The 18,029-nt window shown below is 61.5% G+C and carries 17 protein-coding genes; 1 reads left to right on the forward strand and 16 read right to left on the reverse strand.

Going from position 1 to position 18,029, the window contains the following annotated elements; genetic code table 11:
* Window positions 1-10: 10 nt before the first annotated feature.
* From ACSV9I_RS06510 to ACSV9I_RS06565, 12 genes are all read right to left on the reverse strand, one after another.
* Window positions 11-352 (reverse strand): YkgJ family cysteine cluster protein, encoded by a 342-nt coding sequence (locus ACSV9I_RS06510; RefSeq protein ID WP_438327973.1) that lies wholly within the window; start codon window positions 350-352, stop codon window positions 11-13.
* Between the two features lie 5 nt (window positions 353-357).
* On the reverse strand, window positions 358-1,542 hold the full coding sequence (locus tag ACSV9I_RS06515) for an MFS transporter (RefSeq protein ID WP_438327975.1): 1,185 nt from the start codon (window positions 1,540-1,542) through the stop codon (window positions 358-360).
* 87 nt (window positions 1,543-1,629) lie between these two features.
* A complete protein-coding gene (locus ACSV9I_RS06520) occupies window positions 1,630-2,175 on the reverse strand; it encodes a GNAT family N-acetyltransferase (protein ID WP_438327976.1) in 546 nt (181 codons plus the stop codon).
* Window positions 2,172-2,480, reverse strand: a complete 309-nt coding sequence (locus tag ACSV9I_RS06525) for a DUF1778 domain-containing protein (RefSeq protein ID WP_438327977.1) — start codon at window positions 2,478-2,480, stop codon at window positions 2,172-2,174. Before ACSV9I_RS06525 ends, ACSV9I_RS06520 begins: the two co-directional genes overlap by 4 nt.
* A 74-nt stretch (window positions 2,481-2,554) precedes the next feature.
* A complete protein-coding gene (dxs, locus tag ACSV9I_RS06530; RefSeq protein WP_438327978.1) occupies window positions 2,555-4,474 on the reverse strand; it encodes a 1-deoxy-D-xylulose-5-phosphate synthase in 1,920 nt (639 codons plus the stop codon).
* A gap of 89 nt (window positions 4,475-4,563) precedes the next feature.
* Window positions 4,564-5,490 carry a pirin family protein gene (locus ACSV9I_RS06535; protein WP_438327979.1) on the reverse strand — a complete coding sequence of 309 codons (927 nt, stop codon included), beginning with the start codon at window positions 5,488-5,490 and terminating at the stop codon, window positions 4,564-4,566.
* Window positions 5,491-5,671: 181 nt separating this feature from the next.
* The gene (locus tag ACSV9I_RS06540; protein WP_438327980.1) at window positions 5,672-8,419 is read right to left on the reverse strand and encodes an autotransporter outer membrane beta-barrel domain-containing protein; all 2,748 of its coding nucleotides are present in this window, start codon (window positions 8,417-8,419) and stop codon (window positions 5,672-5,674) included.
* Between the two features lie 272 nt (window positions 8,420-8,691).
* Window positions 8,692-9,054: a DUF1850 domain-containing protein gene (locus ACSV9I_RS06545; RefSeq protein WP_438328532.1), complete on the reverse strand. Its 363-nt coding sequence runs from the start codon at window positions 9,052-9,054 to the stop codon at window positions 8,692-8,694.
* A gap of 32 nt (window positions 9,055-9,086) precedes the next feature.
* Window positions 9,087-11,198 (reverse strand): TRAP transporter permease, encoded by a 2,112-nt coding sequence (locus ACSV9I_RS06550; RefSeq protein ID WP_438327981.1) that lies wholly within the window; start codon window positions 11,196-11,198, stop codon window positions 9,087-9,089.
* A gap of 182 nt (window positions 11,199-11,380) precedes the next feature.
* Window positions 11,381-12,343 (reverse strand): TAXI family TRAP transporter solute-binding subunit, encoded by a 963-nt coding sequence (locus tag ACSV9I_RS06555; protein ID WP_054156594.1) that lies wholly within the window; start codon window positions 12,341-12,343, stop codon window positions 11,381-11,383.
* A 93-nt stretch (window positions 12,344-12,436) separates the two neighbouring features.
* The gene (locus tag ACSV9I_RS06560) at window positions 12,437-12,691 is read right to left on the reverse strand and encodes an exodeoxyribonuclease VII small subunit (RefSeq protein WP_438327982.1); all 255 of its coding nucleotides are present in this window, start codon (window positions 12,689-12,691) and stop codon (window positions 12,437-12,439) included.
* A gap of 2 nt (window positions 12,692-12,693) precedes the next feature.
* Window positions 12,694-13,629: a histone deacetylase family protein gene (locus ACSV9I_RS06565; RefSeq protein WP_054156596.1), complete on the reverse strand. Its 936-nt coding sequence runs from the start codon at window positions 13,627-13,629 to the stop codon at window positions 12,694-12,696.
* A gap of 209 nt (window positions 13,630-13,838) precedes the next feature.
* On the opposite strand from ACSV9I_RS06565, the gene ACSV9I_RS06570 reads away from it, so the two are divergent.
* Window positions 13,839-14,240 carry an acyl-CoA thioesterase gene (locus ACSV9I_RS06570; RefSeq protein WP_438327984.1) on the forward strand — a complete coding sequence of 134 codons (402 nt, stop codon included), beginning with the start codon at window positions 13,839-13,841 and terminating at the stop codon, window positions 14,238-14,240.
* Window positions 14,241-14,277: 37 nt separating this feature from the next.
* Here the strand turns inward: ACSV9I_RS06570 and ACSV9I_RS06575 are convergent, their stop codons facing one another.
* The 4 genes from ACSV9I_RS06575 to ACSV9I_RS06590 form a co-directional block, all read right to left on the reverse strand.
* Window positions 14,278-16,002, reverse strand: a complete 1,725-nt coding sequence (locus ACSV9I_RS06575; protein WP_438327985.1) for a methyl-accepting chemotaxis protein — start codon at window positions 16,000-16,002, stop codon at window positions 14,278-14,280.
* A 136-nt stretch (window positions 16,003-16,138) separates the two neighbouring features.
* Window positions 16,139-16,705, reverse strand: coding sequence for a biotin transporter BioY (locus tag ACSV9I_RS06580; RefSeq protein ID WP_438327986.1), 567 nt, complete (start codon window positions 16,703-16,705; stop codon window positions 16,139-16,141).
* A gap of 28 nt (window positions 16,706-16,733) precedes the next feature.
* Window positions 16,734-17,339, reverse strand: a complete 606-nt coding sequence (locus tag ACSV9I_RS06585; RefSeq protein WP_438327987.1) for an energy-coupling factor transporter transmembrane component T family protein — start codon at window positions 17,337-17,339, stop codon at window positions 16,734-16,736.
* Entirely contained in the window at window positions 17,333-18,013 is a 681-nt protein-coding gene (locus ACSV9I_RS06590) for an energy-coupling factor ABC transporter ATP-binding protein (protein WP_438327989.1), read from the reverse strand. The genes ACSV9I_RS06585 and ACSV9I_RS06590 overlap by 7 nt, the downstream gene beginning before the upstream one ends.
* Window positions 18,014-18,029 lie beyond the last annotated feature (16 nt).

Raw genomic sequence — 18,029 nt, forward strand, 5'->3', positions numbered from 1 at the left:
CCCCAGGTTCTCAGGCCTCGTAAATCTCAGGCTCTGGCAGGCCTTCGATGGGAAAACCGAATTCGGCGCGCGCGATCTTGCACTCCTCGTCGCCGGGCATGCAGGTGCGACAGACATGCGGGCGCACCAGATAGACGGCACAGCCAACATGTTTGCCAACCTCGCCGGTGAGGGCCGCACAACGCCCGGCCTCGAATTTCATCCCGCTCTCATCCTTGGCGATCATCGCTTCCGGAATGGCGGCGATCTCGTCATCCGTCTCCAGCGAAAAGCGCGGCCAGTCGGCGGAATAGGCGCAGCACGCACCGCAGGTCTGGCAGTCGAAGATGTCGGGCGGCGATGTTTCCAGCATGGTCCTCAGCCCTTCGCGGCGCGGATGCGCAGGAGATTGACGCCGAACAGGCCGGTGACGAGGAGCATGACGAGCCCGACGGATATCGGTCCTGCATCAACCGATACGAGATCCATGGTCACGCCCGTGGCGCCGGAGCCCGCCGCACTGCCGATGGCATAGGCAAGCGCAAAGACGGCGCTGCCGGAGACGAGAAGGCTGCCACGGAAACGCTCGCCGAGCAGCGTTAGCGCTGCCGTGTAAAGCGAGAAGCTGGCTGCCCCGAGGATCGAGATGGTGATGAGCAAGCCCGCCTGCGAGGTCATCAGCGGCAGCATCAGGAAGGCGATGGCCGCGATCAGCGAGCCAGAGACGGCAATGACAGGCCGCGATACCCGGTCGAGCAGCCAGCCGACAAAGGGCTGTGCCAGCGCCGTCGGAAGCGCCACCATGGTGACGACAAAGGCCGCGAAATTCTGGCTGTAGCCGCGCTCGACGAAATAGAGCGGGATCATCGAGATCGCCGCGATATCCGAAAAGCCGAAGGCGACGACCATCAGCGTCAGGATCGGGGCAAGCTTGACGAAGGTGAGCAGCCCGCCTGCTTCCGAAGCCTCCGGCTTGGTCTTCGCATAGCGCCCGAGCATGACCGAGGCAAAGGCCACAAGCGCCACATAGGCAGCGGTCAGCGCAAAGGCGAAGCCGTCATCGATGCCGATCAAGGGGATGGCAAGCGGCCCGGCGGCAAAGCCACCGCACATGCCCGCACTATAGGCGCCCGATACCCGGCCGCGCAGCCGGTCCGGACAGGCCGTGTTCAGCCAAGCTTCGCTGACTGTGTAGATGATGCTTGTGCAGAAGCCGAGCAGGAAGCGGGCGACGAACCATATGGCGAGACTGTCAAAAGCCGAAAACGTGGCAAGCGCTGCGGAAACCCCGAGGAGGGAGGCAACGATCAGCCGGTCGCCGCGCAGGGCCTGCGTCAGCGGTCCGATCATCAGCGTCGAGGAGGCAAGGCCAAGGGCAAAAACAGCGGCATTGAGCCCTGCAACGGTCGAGGACACGCCCCGGCTTTCGAGGATCAGGGCTATCAGCGGATACGTTAGCCCCTGGCCGACGGCAAAGGCCGTGACGCCAAGGATGACCACCGCAATCGCGGCCCAATCAGGCGCGAAGTCTGGTGCGATATCTGTGGTGTGTGCGGTGTGCATGGAGCCTCCGAGGCGTGTGCAAGCGCCCGCTGATCTGAGCGAGGTCTAGCGAGGCGTTTGAAGGAAGTCCAGAGAGGGGCCTGAGGTTCAGAGGTCTGCCAACGTCTCGCGTATTGATGCCACCGGCAAGAATAGCCGGAGTTGGTTCGACGGCAGTGGCTCGAAACCGTAGCGCAGGTAAAGGGCCTTTCGGCGCTGCACGAGATCCGTATTGCCGTCATCCAGCACGTCCAGAATGACAACAGCAATGCCGATCCGATCCGCCGCCTGCACGATCCGCAGCAAAGCGTCAGCGAGCAGATCGGCGCCATAGCCTTGTCCGGCATATCGCTGGTCCACGCCGATCATGGAAATGAAGGCAGCTGGGATCTCACCGTGGAATGGGCGGGCCCGGGCGTAGCGAGACGGGAGTTCCGTGAAGCCGACAGAATGGGCATTGAGGGCATAGAAGCCCACCACATCGCCGTTCTCAGAGGTCATCACGTAGACGCGCGCATTGCCGGCCTTGGCGAGCTTGTTCGCCGTCTTGCGGAAATAGTTGTCGACGGTCGCGACACCACAGGAGAAGTTGTCCCGATCATGGCGCTCGGCATCGAGCAACTCGATGATGACCGAGTGCCCCTCATCATTCATCTGCTGATGACGCGCGACTTGTGGCTTGCGAAGGCATTTCGCAAGGCGTCGGTCGGGGAACGCGGGTTGTCGAGTGCTTCGAAGAAGGCTTCGTGATCGACCGGTTGCAGAAGTGTCCGTTCATGCGCTTCGATGGTCGCGAGCGCCGAGGCATAGGCCGCATTCATCGCAAAAGCCGTTTCATCGACCCCGCTGATTGCAGCAGCGCGCTGGATCGCCTGTTTGACATGCGGCTTGGTGCGAAAGTGCATCCGCTCCGTCGCACGGTCTTCCCTCGTCTGGCTGATATCCTTGGCTGTGCTCATGATGGCGGCCCTCACGTCTCGCCACAAGTGTACGCCGTTTTGGCGTACACTTCAATCTCGCAGCTGAAGGTGGCTCAGCCCGCCGCAATCACGCCGGGCACGTCCTGCCCGAGCGCTGCAAACACCGTCTTCAGGATACCTGCCGCATCAAGCCCTGCCTTGGCATACATGGTTTCCGGCTTGGCCTGGTCCATCCAGACATCGGGCAGGACCAGCGAGCGAACCTTCAGCCCGTTGTCGAGCAGGCCCTCGTTGACGAGGAAATGCACGACCTGCGATCCGAAGCCGCCGACGGCGCCTTCTTCGACGGTCACGACCACGGCGTGGTGGCGCGCCAGCTGGCGGATCAGGTCATGGTCGAGCGGCTTGGCGAAACGGGCGTCGGCAACTGTCGTGGAGAGGCCCGCGGCGTCGAGGTCTTCGGCGGCGAGCAGACAGTCCGCAAGGCGTGTGCCGAAGGAAAGAAGCGCCACCTTGGAGCCCTGCTTGACCACGCGACCGCGTCCGATTTCAAGGATTTCGCCGCGTTCGGGCATGGGAACGCCCACGCCTTCGCCGCGCGGGTAACGGAAGGAGATCGGACCTTCGTCATAGGCCGCAGCGGTGCGGACCATATGCTTCAGTTCCGCTTCGTCAGCCGCTGCCATCACCACGAAGCCGGGCAGGGCGGCCAGGAAGCCGGTGTCGAAGGAGCCGGCATGGGTCGGGCCGTCGGCGCCGACGAAGCCGGCGCGGTCGATGGGAAAACGGACCGGTAGGCCCTGAATGCCCACATCGTGGACGACCTGGTCATAGCCGCGCTGCAGGAAGGTCGAATAGAGTGCGCAGAAAGGCTTGAAGCCTTCGGCGGCAAGGCCTGCGGCAAAGGTCACGGCATGTTGTTCGGCAATGCCGACATCGAAGGTGCGCTCGGGGAAGATGCTTTGCAGCTTGTCGAGCCCGGTGCCGGAGGGCATGGCGGCGGTAATGCCGACGATCTTCTCGTCATGGCGTGCCTCTTCGACCAGCGCATCGCCGAAGACGGCGGTGTAAGAGGGCGCATTCGGCTTGGCCTTCGCCTGCGTGCCGGTGATGACGTCGAACTTGTTGACGCCGTGATACTTGTCGGCAGCCGCTTCCGCCGGGGCGTAGCCCTTGCCCTTCTGCGTCACGACATGGATCAGCACCGGGCCTTTCTGGTTGTCGCGGACATTGCGCAGCACGGGCAGAAGATGCTCGAAGGAATGCCCGTCAATCGGGCCGATATGGTAGAAACCGAGCTCCTCGAACATGGTGCCGCCGGTTACGTAACCGCGCGCATGTTCAACGGCGCGCGTGATCGCGCGGTCGACGCTCTTGCCGAGATAGGCGGTCAGCTTTTTGCCGATATCGCGAATGCCCATGTAGGTGCGGCCGGAGGCAAGGCGCGCCAGATAGGCGCTCATCGCGCCCGTTGGCGGTGCGATCGACATGTCGTTGTCGTTGAGGATGACGATCAGACGGGCGTCGAGCGCGCCCGCATTGTTGAGCGCCTCATAGGCCATGCCAGCCGACATCGCGCCATCGCCGATCACGGCGATCACCTTGCGATCAGTCTTCGACAGTTCGGCGGCAACTGCCATGCCGAGGCCGGCAGAAATCGAGGTGGAGGAGTGTGCGGCACCGAACGGGTCGTATTCGCTCTCGGCCCGCTTGGTGAAGCCGGACAGACCCTCTTCCTGACGCAGTGTGCGGATGCGGTCGCGGCGGCCGGTGAGAATCTTGTGCGGATAGCACTGGTGTCCGACGTCGAAGATCAGCCGGTCATCGGGCGTGTTGAACACCTTGTGGATGGCAATTGTCAGCTCCACCACGCCGAGACCTGCGCCCAGATGCCCGCCTGTTTTCGACACCGCATCGATCATCTCGTCGCGCAACTCGCGGGCGAGCTGCGGCAGATCGCGGTCCTCGATGCTCTTCAGGTCTGCTGGAACAGCGACCTTGTCCAAAAGCGGCGTATCGGGCAGGGATGTCACGGGCGGTTGCCTTTTCCATTCGTTCGGGTGCGCGATAGCATCCCCACGCGAACTGGGCAAATATTCGGCACCGGAGAACTATATAGTCTTCATCGCCCTTCCGGCAAAGGCACGAATTCCTCTTCATCCCCCGGCACGATGTCGAAACGCCCGGTTCTCCACTCCTCTTTGGCCTGTTCGATGCGCTCCTTCGACGAAGAAACGAAGTTCCACCAGATGTGTTTCTTGGTTTCCATGGCCGCGCCGCCGAACAGCATGACGTGACACCCAGTCGCACCGCCGATCAGCGTGATTGCATCGCCGGGCCGGAAAACCAGGAGCTGGTCGGCGGCAAACCGGTCGCCGGCAATCTCGATTTCGCCGGAGAGCACATAGAGCGCGCGCTCTTCTGCCGAGGCATCGAAGGGAAAGCTGGCACCGGGTTGAAGTGTCAGATCGACATAAAGCGTATCGGAATAGGTTTTGACCGGCGAGCGCAGCCCGCCCATCGCCCCGATGACCAGACGGCCCGAAGCACCGCCATCGTTGAAGATTGGCAGCTCGGATTTGGCTGTGTGGCCAAAGGCAGGGTCGATCTCCTCCATCTGGTCCGGCAGCGCGATCCAGGTTTGCAGGCCCGACATCGACAGTGGATGGCCGCGTAGGTTCTCCGGCGTGCGTTCCGAATGCACGATGCCGCGCCCCGCCGTCATCAGATTGATGTCGCCGGGCGCGATCACCAGTTCCGTGCCGAGGCTGTCGCGATGCTTTATCTCGCCATCGAAGAGATAGGTGACGGTGGATAGCCCGATATGCGGATGCGGCTTCACATCCAGCGCTTCGCCGGCCTTCAGAACGGCAGGCCCCATGCGATCGAAGAAGATGAACGGACCGACCAGGCGTCTGCGCACGGTCGGCAGCGCCCGGCGCACGGCAAAGCCGCCGATATCGCTGGAGCGCGGGATGATCAGCTGTTCAACGGCGTCGCAGGCAGAGGCGTCGCCGGGGATCGGATCGTTTCCGGGAAAGAAGGACATGAAAAATCTCCGCATGTTCGGTGCGGAGACTGTAGGCTGCAAGGGTTCGGGAGGCCAGTCGCAACCTCGGTCGAGAGGATGGACACTGCGTTCAGTCTTTACGCAGAGCCATCGTCACCTCTGCTTCAGATCTGGCAGGCCGAAGCCGGCCAGGACCACGGGCGGATCCTGCCGGATATCATCAGAATTGCATCTTCAACTTTGCGCTCACGCTGTTTTCATGGGCATTCTTCCCGATCTGGCCGGTATAGGTGAGGCTGAGGGTGGAAGAGGGGGTAAAGTTCAGGTCGAGCCCCGCTTCCAGCAGGGCAGTATTCTGATCGATGGGCGTGCCCGATACAGTGAAACTGTCACCGGTCGCGAAGCGCGCTGTGGATGTGGGGTCGACATCGCCGAAAGCGTGCATCCAGCCTGCGGTGCCGCGGATCACCGCCTCGGTCCCGAGCAAGGTCAATTCCTTCGAAGACCTGAGTCCCAGCGTCGTGTAGCTTGTGTCGTTTGTCGTGCCCTCGACATTGAGCGCTGCTGAACCGCCGGTTTCGCTGAAAGCATCGGATGTCGCATGGCTGTAGGCCAGACCGGCAAAGGGCTCGAACGTGGCAAGACCGGTTTTGACCGTGTAGCCGAGCTCACTGAAGGCATTGATGCTGTTTGCATCGTAGCTGCCGTTCAATGTCTGGCCAAGCGCGGTGACCTGACGGGCGGTATCGACATTGCTCCAGGTGTAGCTGACGCCGGAGCGCAGGGCCAAAGCGCCCCATTGCCCGGTGCCATAGAGGCCGACATGATAGTTGTTGCTGCCGCCATCGCTGGTTTCGGTATCGAACCTCGAATGGCTGTAGCCACCCATCACGCCAATGCGCCAGGCGTCGGTCACGAGGCCGTCGATGCCGAACAGGACGCCGCCATTGCCGAGCGAGGTCTCAAGGCCGCCATCCGTTCCGTCAACGCGGCCCCAGGAGCCAAAACCGGTCGTCCAGCCGGAGAAGCGTTGTGCATCGAAGCTTTCCGCTTTTTCTTCGAAGGAGGCGAAACGCGCGTCTTTTACAGTCTTGCCATTCATGTCCTCGGCATAGCCCAGTGGCTGGACGGGAGTGGGTGTCGAGACACCAGAGGTCATGCCACGCAGATGGCTGTTCAACGTGTTGTTGATGCCACGCCCGGTCTGCTGGACCGAAGCCTGTGCCGTCGCATAGGTGTCACCGGAGAGTTGCTGGTAGGCGGTGCGTGCTTCATCGGCGCTGAGAGCCAGCATGGCATTGTAGAGCGAGAGCGACGGACCGGATTGCGTAAGGCTGTTGAGCGCGCGTGCGACCGAAAGCTGATTGGCTGTTGTTGCCACGGACGTGAAGTCGCTGGCGATGTCGACCGTCAGATAGGCATGATTCGCATCATAGCTCGCCGTCGTCGCCAGAAACGCCGACTGAGTGGTGACATCGTCAAATGTGCCGTTCAGGGAGCCGGACGTGTTGAGAATGCTGTAGGTCTGTCCGTCGGTATAGCTGGTGCGAGAATCCAGGGCTTTGACGCTGATGCTGCCGCCATTGATGGTGATGTCGCCGGTTGCATTTGTCAGGTCGCCCGCTGCAGCCGCAAGATCGACCGCATAGGTCGAGCCGGTTTCGAATGTCAGGTCGCCATTCACGCTGAGGGAGCCGATCGTGTTCGCCCCGCCGGGTGAAAGCGTACCGCCGCTCGCGATTGTCGTCGTGCCAATGCTTCCCGTGCCGCTCAGCGTGCCAGTGCCGGAAACGGCAATGGTGCCACCAAGGCTGCCGGTGACATCCAACGTGCCGCCGGTGACATACGTGGTCCCGTGGAAGGCGGAACTGTCCCCGGAAAGCTCCGTGAACCCGGCCAGCTGCTTGATCGAACTGGTGCCATCGGTGGTCTTGAGGGCCGCTGTGAAGTCGTAATCTGTGTCAGTGTGGTTGAACACCAGCGTCCCTGTGCCAGGGCCGAAGACGACCGAAGGCGCAACAAGCATGCCCGCGGCCACCGCCGTTTCTCCCTCTGCAGCACCGATGTTCAGCGTGCCGGTCGCGTTATTGCCATACGCCAGGAGGACGGCTTCCATGCCGGTATAAACCGGGTCGGTCATGACCGTGGTGGTTGCTCCATCGGCGATCGTCAGGGTACCGTTACCCATCACGCCAACATAGGCCGGCCCACGGTTCGTCCATGAGGAATTCTCTCCTGTCACCAGCATGGTGCCGACGCTGCCGTCATAGAACCCGATATAGCCCATCCGGCTGCTGACATCGCCGCCATCGGCGATCGTCATGCTGCCATTGCCGTGATATCCAACGTGGAGATCCTCGCTATTGCTCAATGACGAACCTTCACCCGTGATCAGGGCGCTACCGGCACTGCCAATCTCGTGTCCGAGATAGGTCTCGACCGAGGTCACGGTCCCGCCATCGGCAATCGTCAGCATGCCATTGCCGGAATAGCCGATGACCAGGGCATCGCCGCTGGCCCATGACGAGCCACTGCCTGTGACGGTTGCGGTGCCGATACTGCCGCTGGCGGAGCCGACATGCGCAAAGCCGCTGCTGGCAAAGCCGCCATTCTCGATGTTCAAGGTCCCGGTCCCCTCTTCGCCGACAACAAGGAAGGGGTATGTGGTCCATGACGAACCGGTGCCGGTCACGGTCACGGTGCCGATGCTGGTGCTGGAGGAGCCGATATAGGCATTCGCATTGCTGGCCGTGCCGCCATTCTCGATTGTCAGCGTGCCTGTGCCGCTGACGCCGACTTCGAGGTCGTCTGATGTGGCCCAGGGCTGAGGATTTGTCGCGTCGACCGTGACGGCGGTGTCGATATCGGATGGGTCCAGTGCCAGCGCGTAATGGCCTGTCGCGGAGGTGGCGACAGTCGTTGCCAGAAGAAGATTTCGCAAATGCTTCAAGGAGTTGCAGTGAGCCATGTCGCCCTGTCAAATTTTCCGGCAAGCCGAAGAAACTTCGGTCTGTGCGCGCGATCTCAATGGGATGAATCAAACGATCCGGTTTGTTGAGCAACCTAGTACCGTCGTGGAAAAGTAGAATCTGCCATCTTTGGGCGTGTCGCTGCGTTTTCGCAGAAATGGCGGGTCGGCGAATTAAGCTCGGAAACCCCGCTAGAAAAAGCGGCGCGAAGGCTGCTCAGCTCGCTCACATGCAAGCATGGCCGCGGCCCGGCAATGCCGCGCGGGTCCCGTCAGGGCGTATTGTGGCCCGTTGTCCGACCTGTATCTGGTGTCACGCAGGAGTAAAGGGTTGCATCGCTTCCAGCGGTTTCGCCAAGCGTCATGCAGCCGCCGTCATAGCAAAGCGTCCAGCCGCTCGGTGTCATGCCCGATGCCGCAAGCCTGATCGCGGGCAGGGGCGGCACCCTTGGTGTCCAGCGCCACCAGCCGTCTTCGAAGACGGCGCCTTCGCCAGGCTCCATGCCGGAGCCGGAGCCCTTGACCCGGGCGATCTTGAGTTCGAAACCAGCTGGCGTGACCGCCCAATCCTCGCGCCATTCGATCTTCTCCACCGAATGCACCCAGGACAAGGAAAAGGCCGTGACGGGAACCATCACGACCTTTGCTGCAAGTGTAATGCAGAGGCTCATTGACCGGGAGCGGCAGGGATTGCCGTCCGGGTTTTCCACCAATGGAAGCCAATCAGCACAATGCCGAGGGCAAAGCCGACTTCATCCGTCCATGGCAGGGCGACCACGACGGCAACACCAGCGACGAAGGCAATCAACCGTTCGATGATGGAGAGACGTCCGAACAGGAAGCCGACCACGGCCATGCCCCAGAGCGCGATGCCGAAGCAGGCCTTGAACACGACGTAGATGACCTCGACCGGATACCCCCAGGCAGCCGCCATCGGACCGGCATCCTGCAGCATCAGCGCCGGCGTATAGACGGCCATGAAGGGCACGACGAAGCCGGCGGTCGCAAGCTTGGTCGCCTGCAGCGAGATCTTGAGGCCAGAGGTCTTGGCCATCGGTGCTGCCGCAAAGGCGGCCAGCGCGACCGGCGGCGTCAGGTCCGCCATGATGCCGAAGTAGAAGACGAACATGTGGCTGACCAGCAGCGGCACGCCGAGTTCCAGAAGGGCCGGACCGGCCAGCGACGAGGTGATGATGTAGTTCGGGATTGTCGGAATGCCCATGCCGAGCACCAGGCAGGTGATCATGGTCAGGATCAGCGACAGGAAGAGGTTGTCACGACCGATATCGATCACAGCACCGATGAAGGTGGAGGCAATGCCGGTGAGCGTCAGCGTGCCGATGACGATGCCGACGATGGCGCAGGCAATACCGACCGGCAGCGCGTTCTTGGCCCCTTCCGCCAGCGAATCCCGGCAGATGGCAATCGTCTCGCGCCCGCCCTTGAACAGCGCGCAGGCGATGACAAGCGCGATGATGACGATGGCCAGCACGTTGACGCCGAATTTGAGGAAGGCAGCCGAGGCAAGGCCGAGCACCAGCCAGAACACGATGCGGAAGGCAAGCGGGCCGATAAGGGCTGCAAGCGGTGTGCCGAGGATGAGGACGACAACGAGTGCGAGGCCCATCGTGCCAGCGAAGATCGGTGTGAAGCCTGCAAACAGGAGGTAGACGAGCGCGCCCAGCGGAAGGACGAGCGGCCAGTGTTCCTTGACGGCGGCCCAGGGGTTCGGCAGTTCGGCCTTGGAAAGACCCTTCAAGCCGGCCTTGCCGGCTTCGAGATAGACCATCCAGAAGCAGACGGCGAAGTAGAGGAAGGCAGGAATAAGCGCGGCCTTCACCACTTCAGCGTAGGGCACGTTCAGCGTTTCGGCCATGATGAAGGCGACGGCACCCATGACCGGCGGCATGATCTGCCCGCCCATGGAAGAGGTCGCCTCGACACCGCCGGCAAAGGCGGAGCGGAAGCCGAAGCGTTTCATCAGCGGAATGGTGAACTGGCCGCTCGCCACCACATTGGCAACGCCCGAGCCGGAGATGGTGCCCATGAGAGCAGAGGAGAGAATGCAGACCTGGGCCGGGCCACCCTTCCAGGTGCCGACGAGGCCAAGCGCGAAGTCGTTGAACAGGTTCAACATGCCGGCCCGCTCAAGGAAAGCGGCGAAGACGACGAAGATGAAGATATAGGCGGCCGAGACATAGATCGGCGTGCCATAGATGCCTTCGGTGCCGAAGGCGAAGTGCTCGACGATCAGCTCGAAATCATAACCGCGATGCGAAAGCGGCGAGGGCAGATACTGTCCGAAGAAGCAATAGGCGAGGAAGATCGCGGAGATGATGGTGAGCGGAATGCCCATAAGCCGCCGCGCAGCTTCAAACACCAGAACGACCATGACGCAGCCAACGGCGAGATCGACATGGGTAAGAAAGCCCGAGCGGAAGAGCAGGTCTTCGTAGAACACCCAGTTGTAGATGCCGGTGAGGAAGCCGAGAATGCCGAGCGACCAGAACCAGACCTTGCCGGCCATGCTCTTGGCAATGAGATTGGCAAACAGGGAAAAGCCGAGAAGCAGCAGAAACCCGACATGCATAGCGCGAACAACCTGGCTCGGCAGCGTGCCATAGGCGGCAGACCAGAGTTGGAATAGCGCAAAGGCCAGCGCGATGCCGAATGCAATTTGCCCCGCCAGACCGGTACCGAAGCCGGAGGGCAACCCTTCGATCGCTTCTTCGGCCGATTGGGGAGCGCTCTGGCTCGATGAAGTGAGGGTCTCGCTCATGGGATCTCCTGGGGCAGGATGTGCCGCTGTCTCGCTCACCTCGAACATCACGAGAGATCGAGGTTACGCCTGCCAGATTCACGACAAATAATCTAAAGAATGCGGGTGTCTTAAAAAGGATCTTCTCCCCGCATGCGGGGAGAAGATTGCGACCATCTGGTATGGATGATCGCGGATCGGCCTTATTTCAGAATGCCGATTTCCTTGTAGTAGCGCTCGGCGCCCGGATGCAGGGGTACGGGCATGCCTTCGATGGCCTTTTTGACGTCGATGTCCTTGGCAGCCGAATGGGCAGCGGTGAGCGCCGGCACATTCTCGAACAGCAGCTTCGTCATCTGGTAGGCGGTTTCCTCTGACACGCCTTCATGGGTGATGAGGAAGTTGCCGACGGTCACCGTCGGAACGTCTGCTGTCTGGCCATCATAGGTGCCGGCCGGGATCGTCGCGGCAGCATAGGGCGACCCGAGCTTTGTCGCGACTTCGGCCGGAACGGCGACGACCGTGATCGGCTGCGACGTCGAGAGGTCCTTCAGCGAGGCATTGCCGAGACCGGAAGACTGCAGCGTTGCGTCCAGCTGGCGGTTCTTGATCAGTTCGACCGATTCCGCGAAGGGCAGATATTCCAGCTTGCCGAGATCTTCGTAAGCCATGTCGGTCGCGCCGAGGATGGCGCGTGCATTCAGTTCTGTGCCGGACTTTGCCGCACCAACCGACAGGCTCTTGCCCTTCAGGTCGGCAACGGTCTTAACGCCCGATTCCTGGGTGGCGATGATCTGGATGTAGTTCGGATAGATGGCGGCAATGCCGCGCAGCTTGTCGAGCGGACCGCGGAAGCCGGCTTCGGCATTGCCTTCAGCCGCCATCTTGACGCTGTCGCCGAGCGAGAAGCCGAGTTCACCCTTGCCCTGCTGCAGAAGGTTGAGGTTTTCGACAGAAGCCTTGGTCGCCTGAACCTGCGTGCGCACGCCCGGGATCTTGTCGCTGTAGATTTTCGAGAGCGCGACGCCGAGAGGATAGTAAACCCCCGAAGTGCCGCCGGTCAGAATGTTAATGAATTCTTCCGAGCGGGCTGCGGTCGAAGTAAAGGCGCTGGATGCAAGCAGTGCACCGATGAAAAGAATGTTTTTAGTACGAGACAAAGTCATTTTGTCCTCCCTTGCGTGGTTGGCACGCGGATAATGCGAGGGAGGGTTATGAGCGTCAACCTTGCGAACACGCTGGCGTGATCGCGCTGTGACTTATGACCGGTCGAGCGGTTCCGTTCCGACAGGTGTTCCTGTACGGTCGAGGCGGATCTTCTCGATGCGGTTTTCGGCGGCGTTGAGCAGGGTTTCGCAATGCTTCTTCAGAAGCTCGCCACGCTCATATATGGCGATGGATTCGTCCAGTGCCACGTCGCCACGTTCGAGCCGCGCAACGATGCTTTCGAGCTCGGCCACGGCCTTCTCGAACGAATAACCGCTGAGGTCGGTGGTAACGGCGGCGTCGGACATACTCAACCCTTCATCAGTCTCGCAATATGCAGCCCGGCCGATTCGGCGAGCCCTTCAAGATCATAACCGCCTTCGAGCAGGCTGACGACCCGGTTATGGGCAAAACGATCGGCGAGCTCCATCAGCCGCCCCGTCGCCCAGTCGAAATCTTCGCCAACAAGGTTGATCTGCGCCAGCGGATCGCGGTGATGCGCGTCGAAGCCGGCCGAGATCAGGATGAGATCCGGCGAGAAATCGACAAGGGCCGGCAAGACACGGCTCTTGAAGGCCTCGCGGAAATGGTCCGAGCCAACATTGGGGGAGAGTGGCGCATTGACCACATTGCGATGCGCGCCGGTCTCATCCTTGGCGCCGCTGCCGGGATAGAGCGGCATCTGGTGGGTGGAGCAGAAGAGAACGGAGGGATCGTCCCAGAAGATGTCCTGCGTGCCATTGCCGTGATGCACATCCCAGTCGACGATCGCGACCCGCTCCACGCCATGGACCTTCTGTGCATGCCGGGCGGCAATCGCGATCGTGTTGAAAAGGCAAAAGCCCATCGCCTTTGACTTTTCCGCATGGTGGCCAGGCGGCCGCCCCGCGACGAAGGCATTGTCGGCCTTGCCCGTCATGACGTCGTCGACTGCCGCAAGCGCGCCGCCAATCGCCGTCAAGGCGATCTGCAGGCTCTTCTGCGAGGCATAGGTGTCGGCCTCGATCTGGACGATCCGGTCATCCTCTTCCGGGATCTGCCGCATCACGGCGAAGAGATGCTCCTCTGGATGCGCAAGCGTCACCGCATCCTCATTGGCCTGCTTTGCTTCGATCCGCTCAAGTGCTGCAAAATTGGGATGTTCCAGTGCAATGTTAAGCGAGCGCAGCCGGTCGGCACGCTCGGGATGGCCGGGCGGCGTGTTGTGTTCGAGGAAAATCGGGTTCTCGTAAAGGCGTGTGGTCATCGATTGAAATTCCTTGTGTCCGGCAGAACATAATGCGGCACGTCCCGGTCTTCCACCGTATGGGGGAATGGCCGCTACCGTATCCGCGAAATTCGCGCACGGGCAGGTCATTCGACACAGTCTGCGCCTTTTCAGGCGACTGCTTGTGATCGCAACCCCAAATCCGCTAGATGAAGACAGAACTTTGCAAAACCGGGACCACCGATACCATGGATGAGATCGACCGCGTCGAGACGAGTGAGCTGATCGTGCCATATCGTGACATTGCCACGACTGGCGAGATGCAGACGGCGGCCTATGTCACCCACGCGGAAGCTGCCCTTCAGCACTTCTTCCGCTACCGCCCGCCGCTGGAAGACGAGCCGGTCTATGCCGTGTCGAAGCTGGAATTGCGGCTGATCACGCCGCTACGCGAGGGAGACGTCGTGCAGCTCAGGGTGCGTGTCGACAAGATCGGTGGCAAGTCGATCGGCTTTGAGGTCGAGATGGACAGGGACGGCGAGACCGCTGCCTCGCTCGAAGTCACCTGGACCACCCGCAGCCGTGAAACGGGAGAGCCGGTCGCGCTGCCCGAAGACATTCGCGACTGGCTCTATCGGTATCTGCCCTGAAGAAAGCCTTTGCGGCTGGTCTCGGCAGGGCAAGTCATCAGGCCACGCGTGACTGCGGGCTTCGCTGCGCCGTGCCGGTATTGGCCGCGGCGGAACCGGGCTCGCGGGGTGCCTTGCGTCGATTGAGCTTGAACATGTCGACCAGCGTTTTCATCTTCCCGGCCCCGGCTGCCATCACGTCCCCTGCAACGCCAATACTGGATACAAGGCTGGCGTTCTGTTGGGTCGCCTGATCGAGCTGGTTGATGGCGGTGTTGATTTCGCCAAGGCTGGACGCCTGCTCGTTCGCCCCGATTGAGATGGCATCGACATTGCCGTCGATTTCGTTGACGAATTTCTCGATCCGCGACAGCGTCACGCCCGTTTCATTCACCAGGCGCACCCCTTCGGCAACCTGCGTTGTCGAATTAAGGATAAGCGCTGAGATCTGGCGGGCGGCCGCGGCGGATCGCTGCGCGAGCTCGCGGACCTCCTGCGCCACCACGGCAAACCCTTTGCCAGCCTCGCCGGCGCGCGCCGCTTCAACGCCCGCATTGAGCGCCAGAAGATTGGTCTGGAAGGCAATCTGGTCGATCACATCAATGATGCTGCCAATTTCGTTCGACGCTGTTTCGATCCGCGAGATCGCGTCCACCGTGGAGCGCACCACCTCGACCGAGTCATTGGTAGCCGAGCGGGCCTGCTTGACGATTTCGCGCGTCTCGCGGGTTCTGACCGAGGCTTCCTTGACCGTGGCGGTGATCTGCTCAAGGGCAGCCGATGCCTGTTCAAGGGCTGCCGCCTGCTGTTCCGTCCGGCGACCCAGCACCTCCGCATCGCCCTTCAGGTCGGCACTGGTCTCGGCCAGGCCGCCAGTTTCACCCAGCACGCTTTCGAGTGTCCGCTGAAACTCGGTGATGGCCTTGTTGAAGTCCGTTCGCAGTCGCTCCAATTCCGGAATAAAGGGTTCGTCGAGCGTGATGCGGATATTGCATTCCGACAGTCGCTGCAGACCGGCGGCAATCGCCTCGACGGCTTTGACGCGGCCCGTGACGTCGGTGGCGAACTTGACCACCTTGATGACACGCCCTTCCTCGTCGAAAACAGGGCTGTAGGATGCCTGGACGACGATCCTGTCTCCAGACTTCGTAAAGCGGGTAAATTCACTCGTTTGGAAGGTGCCCGATCGTAAATCCTGCCAGAACTGTCGATACTCCGCTGAGTTGATATACGCCTTGTCGCAGAACATCTGATGATGTTTGCCGACGATCTCCTCAAGCGTGTAGCCCATGGCGTTCAGGAAATTGTCATTCGCGGTGAGGATCGTGCCATCGGGCGTGAACTCGATGGAGGCCTGCACACGCGACACGGCAGTGAGCTTGCCGCGTGAATCGAGCTCGGTGAGTTTGCGATCGGTGATATCGGTCGCGAATTTGACGATCTTGTGGACCTTGCCGTTTCTCAGGACCGGATTGTAGGATGCCTCGATCCAGATGACCTTGCCGCCCTTGCCGAACCGCTTGTACTGGGCGCTGAAGAACTCACCCCGCGCAAGCCTTGCCCAGAATTCCCTGTAGTCAGTGGACTTCGCGTAATCAGGTGCCACAAACAGGCTGTGGTGCTTTCCCACGATTTCTTCCAGCGAATACCCAAGGGTTTTGCAGAAATTTTCGTTCGCCGTGAGGATTTTGCCGGTCGGGTCGAATTCGATCACCGCCTGCGATCTCTCCAGCGCCGAGAGGACTGCACGCGAATCACTGCCAAACAGGGAAAGGATGGACATGGTTGAACCTCTGAGGTGACGTATCCCCAAAAGTGTAAGAGCACATCCTATATAATGCGTTACTAAGGTAAGAAAATTCCAACCTGAGCGGGTGGTGGAATGGCTGCAACACTAGGGTATCGCAGCCATTATCTGATCAGTGCGCGCGGACCGGCAGCAGCGGATAGCCGACGATCACGGCACGTGCGGCAAGCGTCGCAATGGCGGCCTTGACCAGATCGCCCGGGATGAAGGCGAGCGAGCCGAGAAGCACTTTGTCAAACGGCGTGCCGGCGACGACGGAGAGCCAGGGCATGCCGCAGGCATAGACAACGCCGATGCCGCCGATCACGCTGGCCGCGAAGAAGCCGGCCATTTGGCGCGCAGCACTCTGGCTCTCGCTGACGAGCTTTTCGGCAACCAGGCCGGTGACAAAGGTGCCGATGATCCAGCCGAAGATATAGCCGCCGGTTGGCCCCATCAGCACGTTGAGGCCACCACGGCCGCCCGACAGCACCGGCAGGCCGACGGCCACCAGAACCACGAGCAGGGCATAGGCCAGCGCGCCGCGCTTGGCGCCAATGATGCAGCCAGCGAGCATCACGCCCATCGACTGCGCCGTGATCGGCACGGGGATCAGCGGGATCGGCACGGCCGGAATGAAGCCGAGCACGATGATGATCGCCGTAAACAGAGCGGCGAGGACGAGATTTTTGGTCGTCATGATTTTCCTCCGGATAGACTGGGAACGGTTAGTGCCGCCGAATGCCTCTCGCGTCAATCGCTTCGGCGATTCTGTCCGCGTCCTTCAGGGTGGCGATCAACAGGGCGCCAAGCATGCGATGCATCTTGACGGGGAGGCCGCGCGCCGCATGCGCCTCCTTCAAGGCGTCATGCCGTGCGGCAATCTCCGGTACGAAACGCAGAACGAGTCCGAAGGCAAGCCCGATATCGGCAGCCTTGATGAGGCCGAGCCTTTCAAGCGGGCGGGCAAGGTCGGTGATCGCCGCGATGAAGTCGCCGATTGCCGTCGATGCCGTCACCGCTGCCGCGAGGAACAGGATGGCGAGAAGCCGCAGCGTCAGAACCAGCGTCTCGACGGGCGTCAGCAGGACCAGGTTGACGAGGCTGAGAAAGGCGATGGTGAACAATACCGGGCGGATGCGCTGAAAGGCTTGGGCAGGCCGGATGCCGGTCGAGAGGTAAAGGCCGCCGGTCAAGGCCGTGGCAAGGACAAGCGCGAATGGGTTTGAGACGAGATAGAGCGCAAGGCCGAAACCCATCAGAACCGCGAGCTTGGGCTTGACCGGGATGCGGTGCAGAAGGCTCGTCCCTTCGATGTGAAGGCTCGTCAGCATCCGGCAATATCCCGGTAGCGCGCGATGGCCTCGATCCCCGGCGCATCGCAGGCAAGCGCGCCCTGATCAAACACCAGCACGCGGGGGAAATCGGCAACCAGATCGAGATCGTGGCTGATGATGACAGCCTGTTCGGGAAGCCCCTCGATGGCCGCCTTGACCAGCGCCCGGTTTCTCAGGTCAAGCTGGTTGGTCGGCTCGTCGAACAGGATCAGGTCCGGCTGGTTGATGACGACGGCGGCAAGGGCTGCAAGCTGCAACTCTCCACCTGAAAGCTCATGCGGCCGGCGACCGGCGAGATGGCCGATGCCGAAGCGGTTAAGGGCTGCAGTGACGGCCGTCTCCAGCGCGGCCCCCGTCAGCCCCTGCGTTTTCGGGCCAAGCCCCACATCGTCGCGAATGATCGGCAGGATGATCTGGTTACCGGGGTTCTGGAAAATGAAGCCCGTCTTTCCCCGAACCGCCTTTTCGTCCGCGACGGTATCGAACCCGTCAAGCGTCACCCGGCCCGCGCTGGGTTTGACGAGCCCGGCCAGAAGGCGTGCAAAGCTGGTCTTGCCCGAGCCATTGAGCCCGATCACCCCGATCCGTGGCTCATTGAGCGACAGCGTCAGCGGCTGAAGCGCGACATGCGCGCCATAGCGGAGTTCGGTCTGGTCGAAGGTGATCTGCAAGGGCGGCCCCGTCCGG

Source organism: Rhizobium sp. G187 (genome assembly GCF_051549525.1).
In the GTDB taxonomy this organism is placed as follows: domain Bacteria; phylum Pseudomonadota; class Alphaproteobacteria; order Rhizobiales; family Rhizobiaceae; genus Allorhizobium.

Excerpts from the sequence above, each read along its gene's own strand:
- ACSV9I_RS06525 (WP_438327977.1), bottom strand. The coding sequence starts at position 2,480 with ATGAGCACAGCCAAGGATATCAGCCAGACGAGGGAAGACCGTGCGACG.
- ACSV9I_RS06535 (WP_438327979.1), bottom strand. The coding sequence starts at position 5,490 with ATGTCCTTCTTTCCCGGAAACGATCCGATCCCCGGCGACGCCTCTGCC.
- ACSV9I_RS06565 (WP_054156596.1), bottom strand. The coding sequence starts at position 13,629 with ATGACCACACGCCTTTACGAGAACCCGATTTTCCTCGAACACAACACG.
- ACSV9I_RS06540 (WP_438327980.1), bottom strand. The coding sequence starts at position 8,419 with ATGGCTCACTGCAACTCCTTGAAGCATTTGCGAAATCTTCTTCTGGCA.
- ACSV9I_RS06575 (WP_438327985.1), bottom strand. The coding sequence starts at position 16,002 with ATGTCCATCCTTTCCCTGTTTGGCAGTGATTCGCGTGCAGTCCTCTCG.
- ACSV9I_RS06550 (WP_438327981.1), bottom strand. The coding sequence starts at position 11,198 with ATGAGCGAGACCCTCACTTCATCGAGCCAGAGCGCTCCCCAATCGGCC.
- ACSV9I_RS06510 (WP_438327973.1), bottom strand. The coding sequence starts at position 352 with ATGCTGGAAACATCGCCGCCCGACATCTTCGACTGCCAGACCTGCGGT.
- ACSV9I_RS06520 (WP_438327976.1), bottom strand. The coding sequence starts at position 2,175 with ATGAATGATGAGGGGCACTCGGTCATCATCGAGTTGCTCGATGCCGAG.
- ACSV9I_RS06515 (WP_438327975.1), bottom strand. The coding sequence starts at position 1,542 with ATGCACACCGCACACACCACAGATATCGCACCAGACTTCGCGCCTGAT.
- ACSV9I_RS06570 (WP_438327984.1), top strand. The coding sequence starts at position 13,839 with ATGGATGAGATCGACCGCGTCGAGACGAGTGAGCTGATCGTGCCATAT.
- ACSV9I_RS06545 (WP_438328532.1), bottom strand. The coding sequence starts at position 9,054 with ATGGTTCCCGTCACGGCCTTTTCCTTGTCCTGGGTGCATTCGGTGGAG.
- ACSV9I_RS06580 (WP_438327986.1), bottom strand. The coding sequence starts at position 16,705 with ATGACGACCAAAAATCTCGTCCTCGCCGCTCTGTTTACGGCGATCATC.
- ACSV9I_RS06560 (WP_438327982.1), bottom strand. The coding sequence starts at position 12,691 with ATGTCCGACGCCGCCGTTACCACCGACCTCAGCGGTTATTCGTTCGAG.
- ACSV9I_RS06585 (WP_438327987.1), bottom strand. The coding sequence starts at position 17,339 with ATGCTGACGAGCCTTCACATCGAAGGGACGAGCCTTCTGCACCGCATC.
- ACSV9I_RS06555 (WP_054156594.1), bottom strand. The coding sequence starts at position 12,343 with ATGACTTTGTCTCGTACTAAAAACATTCTTTTCATCGGTGCACTGCTT.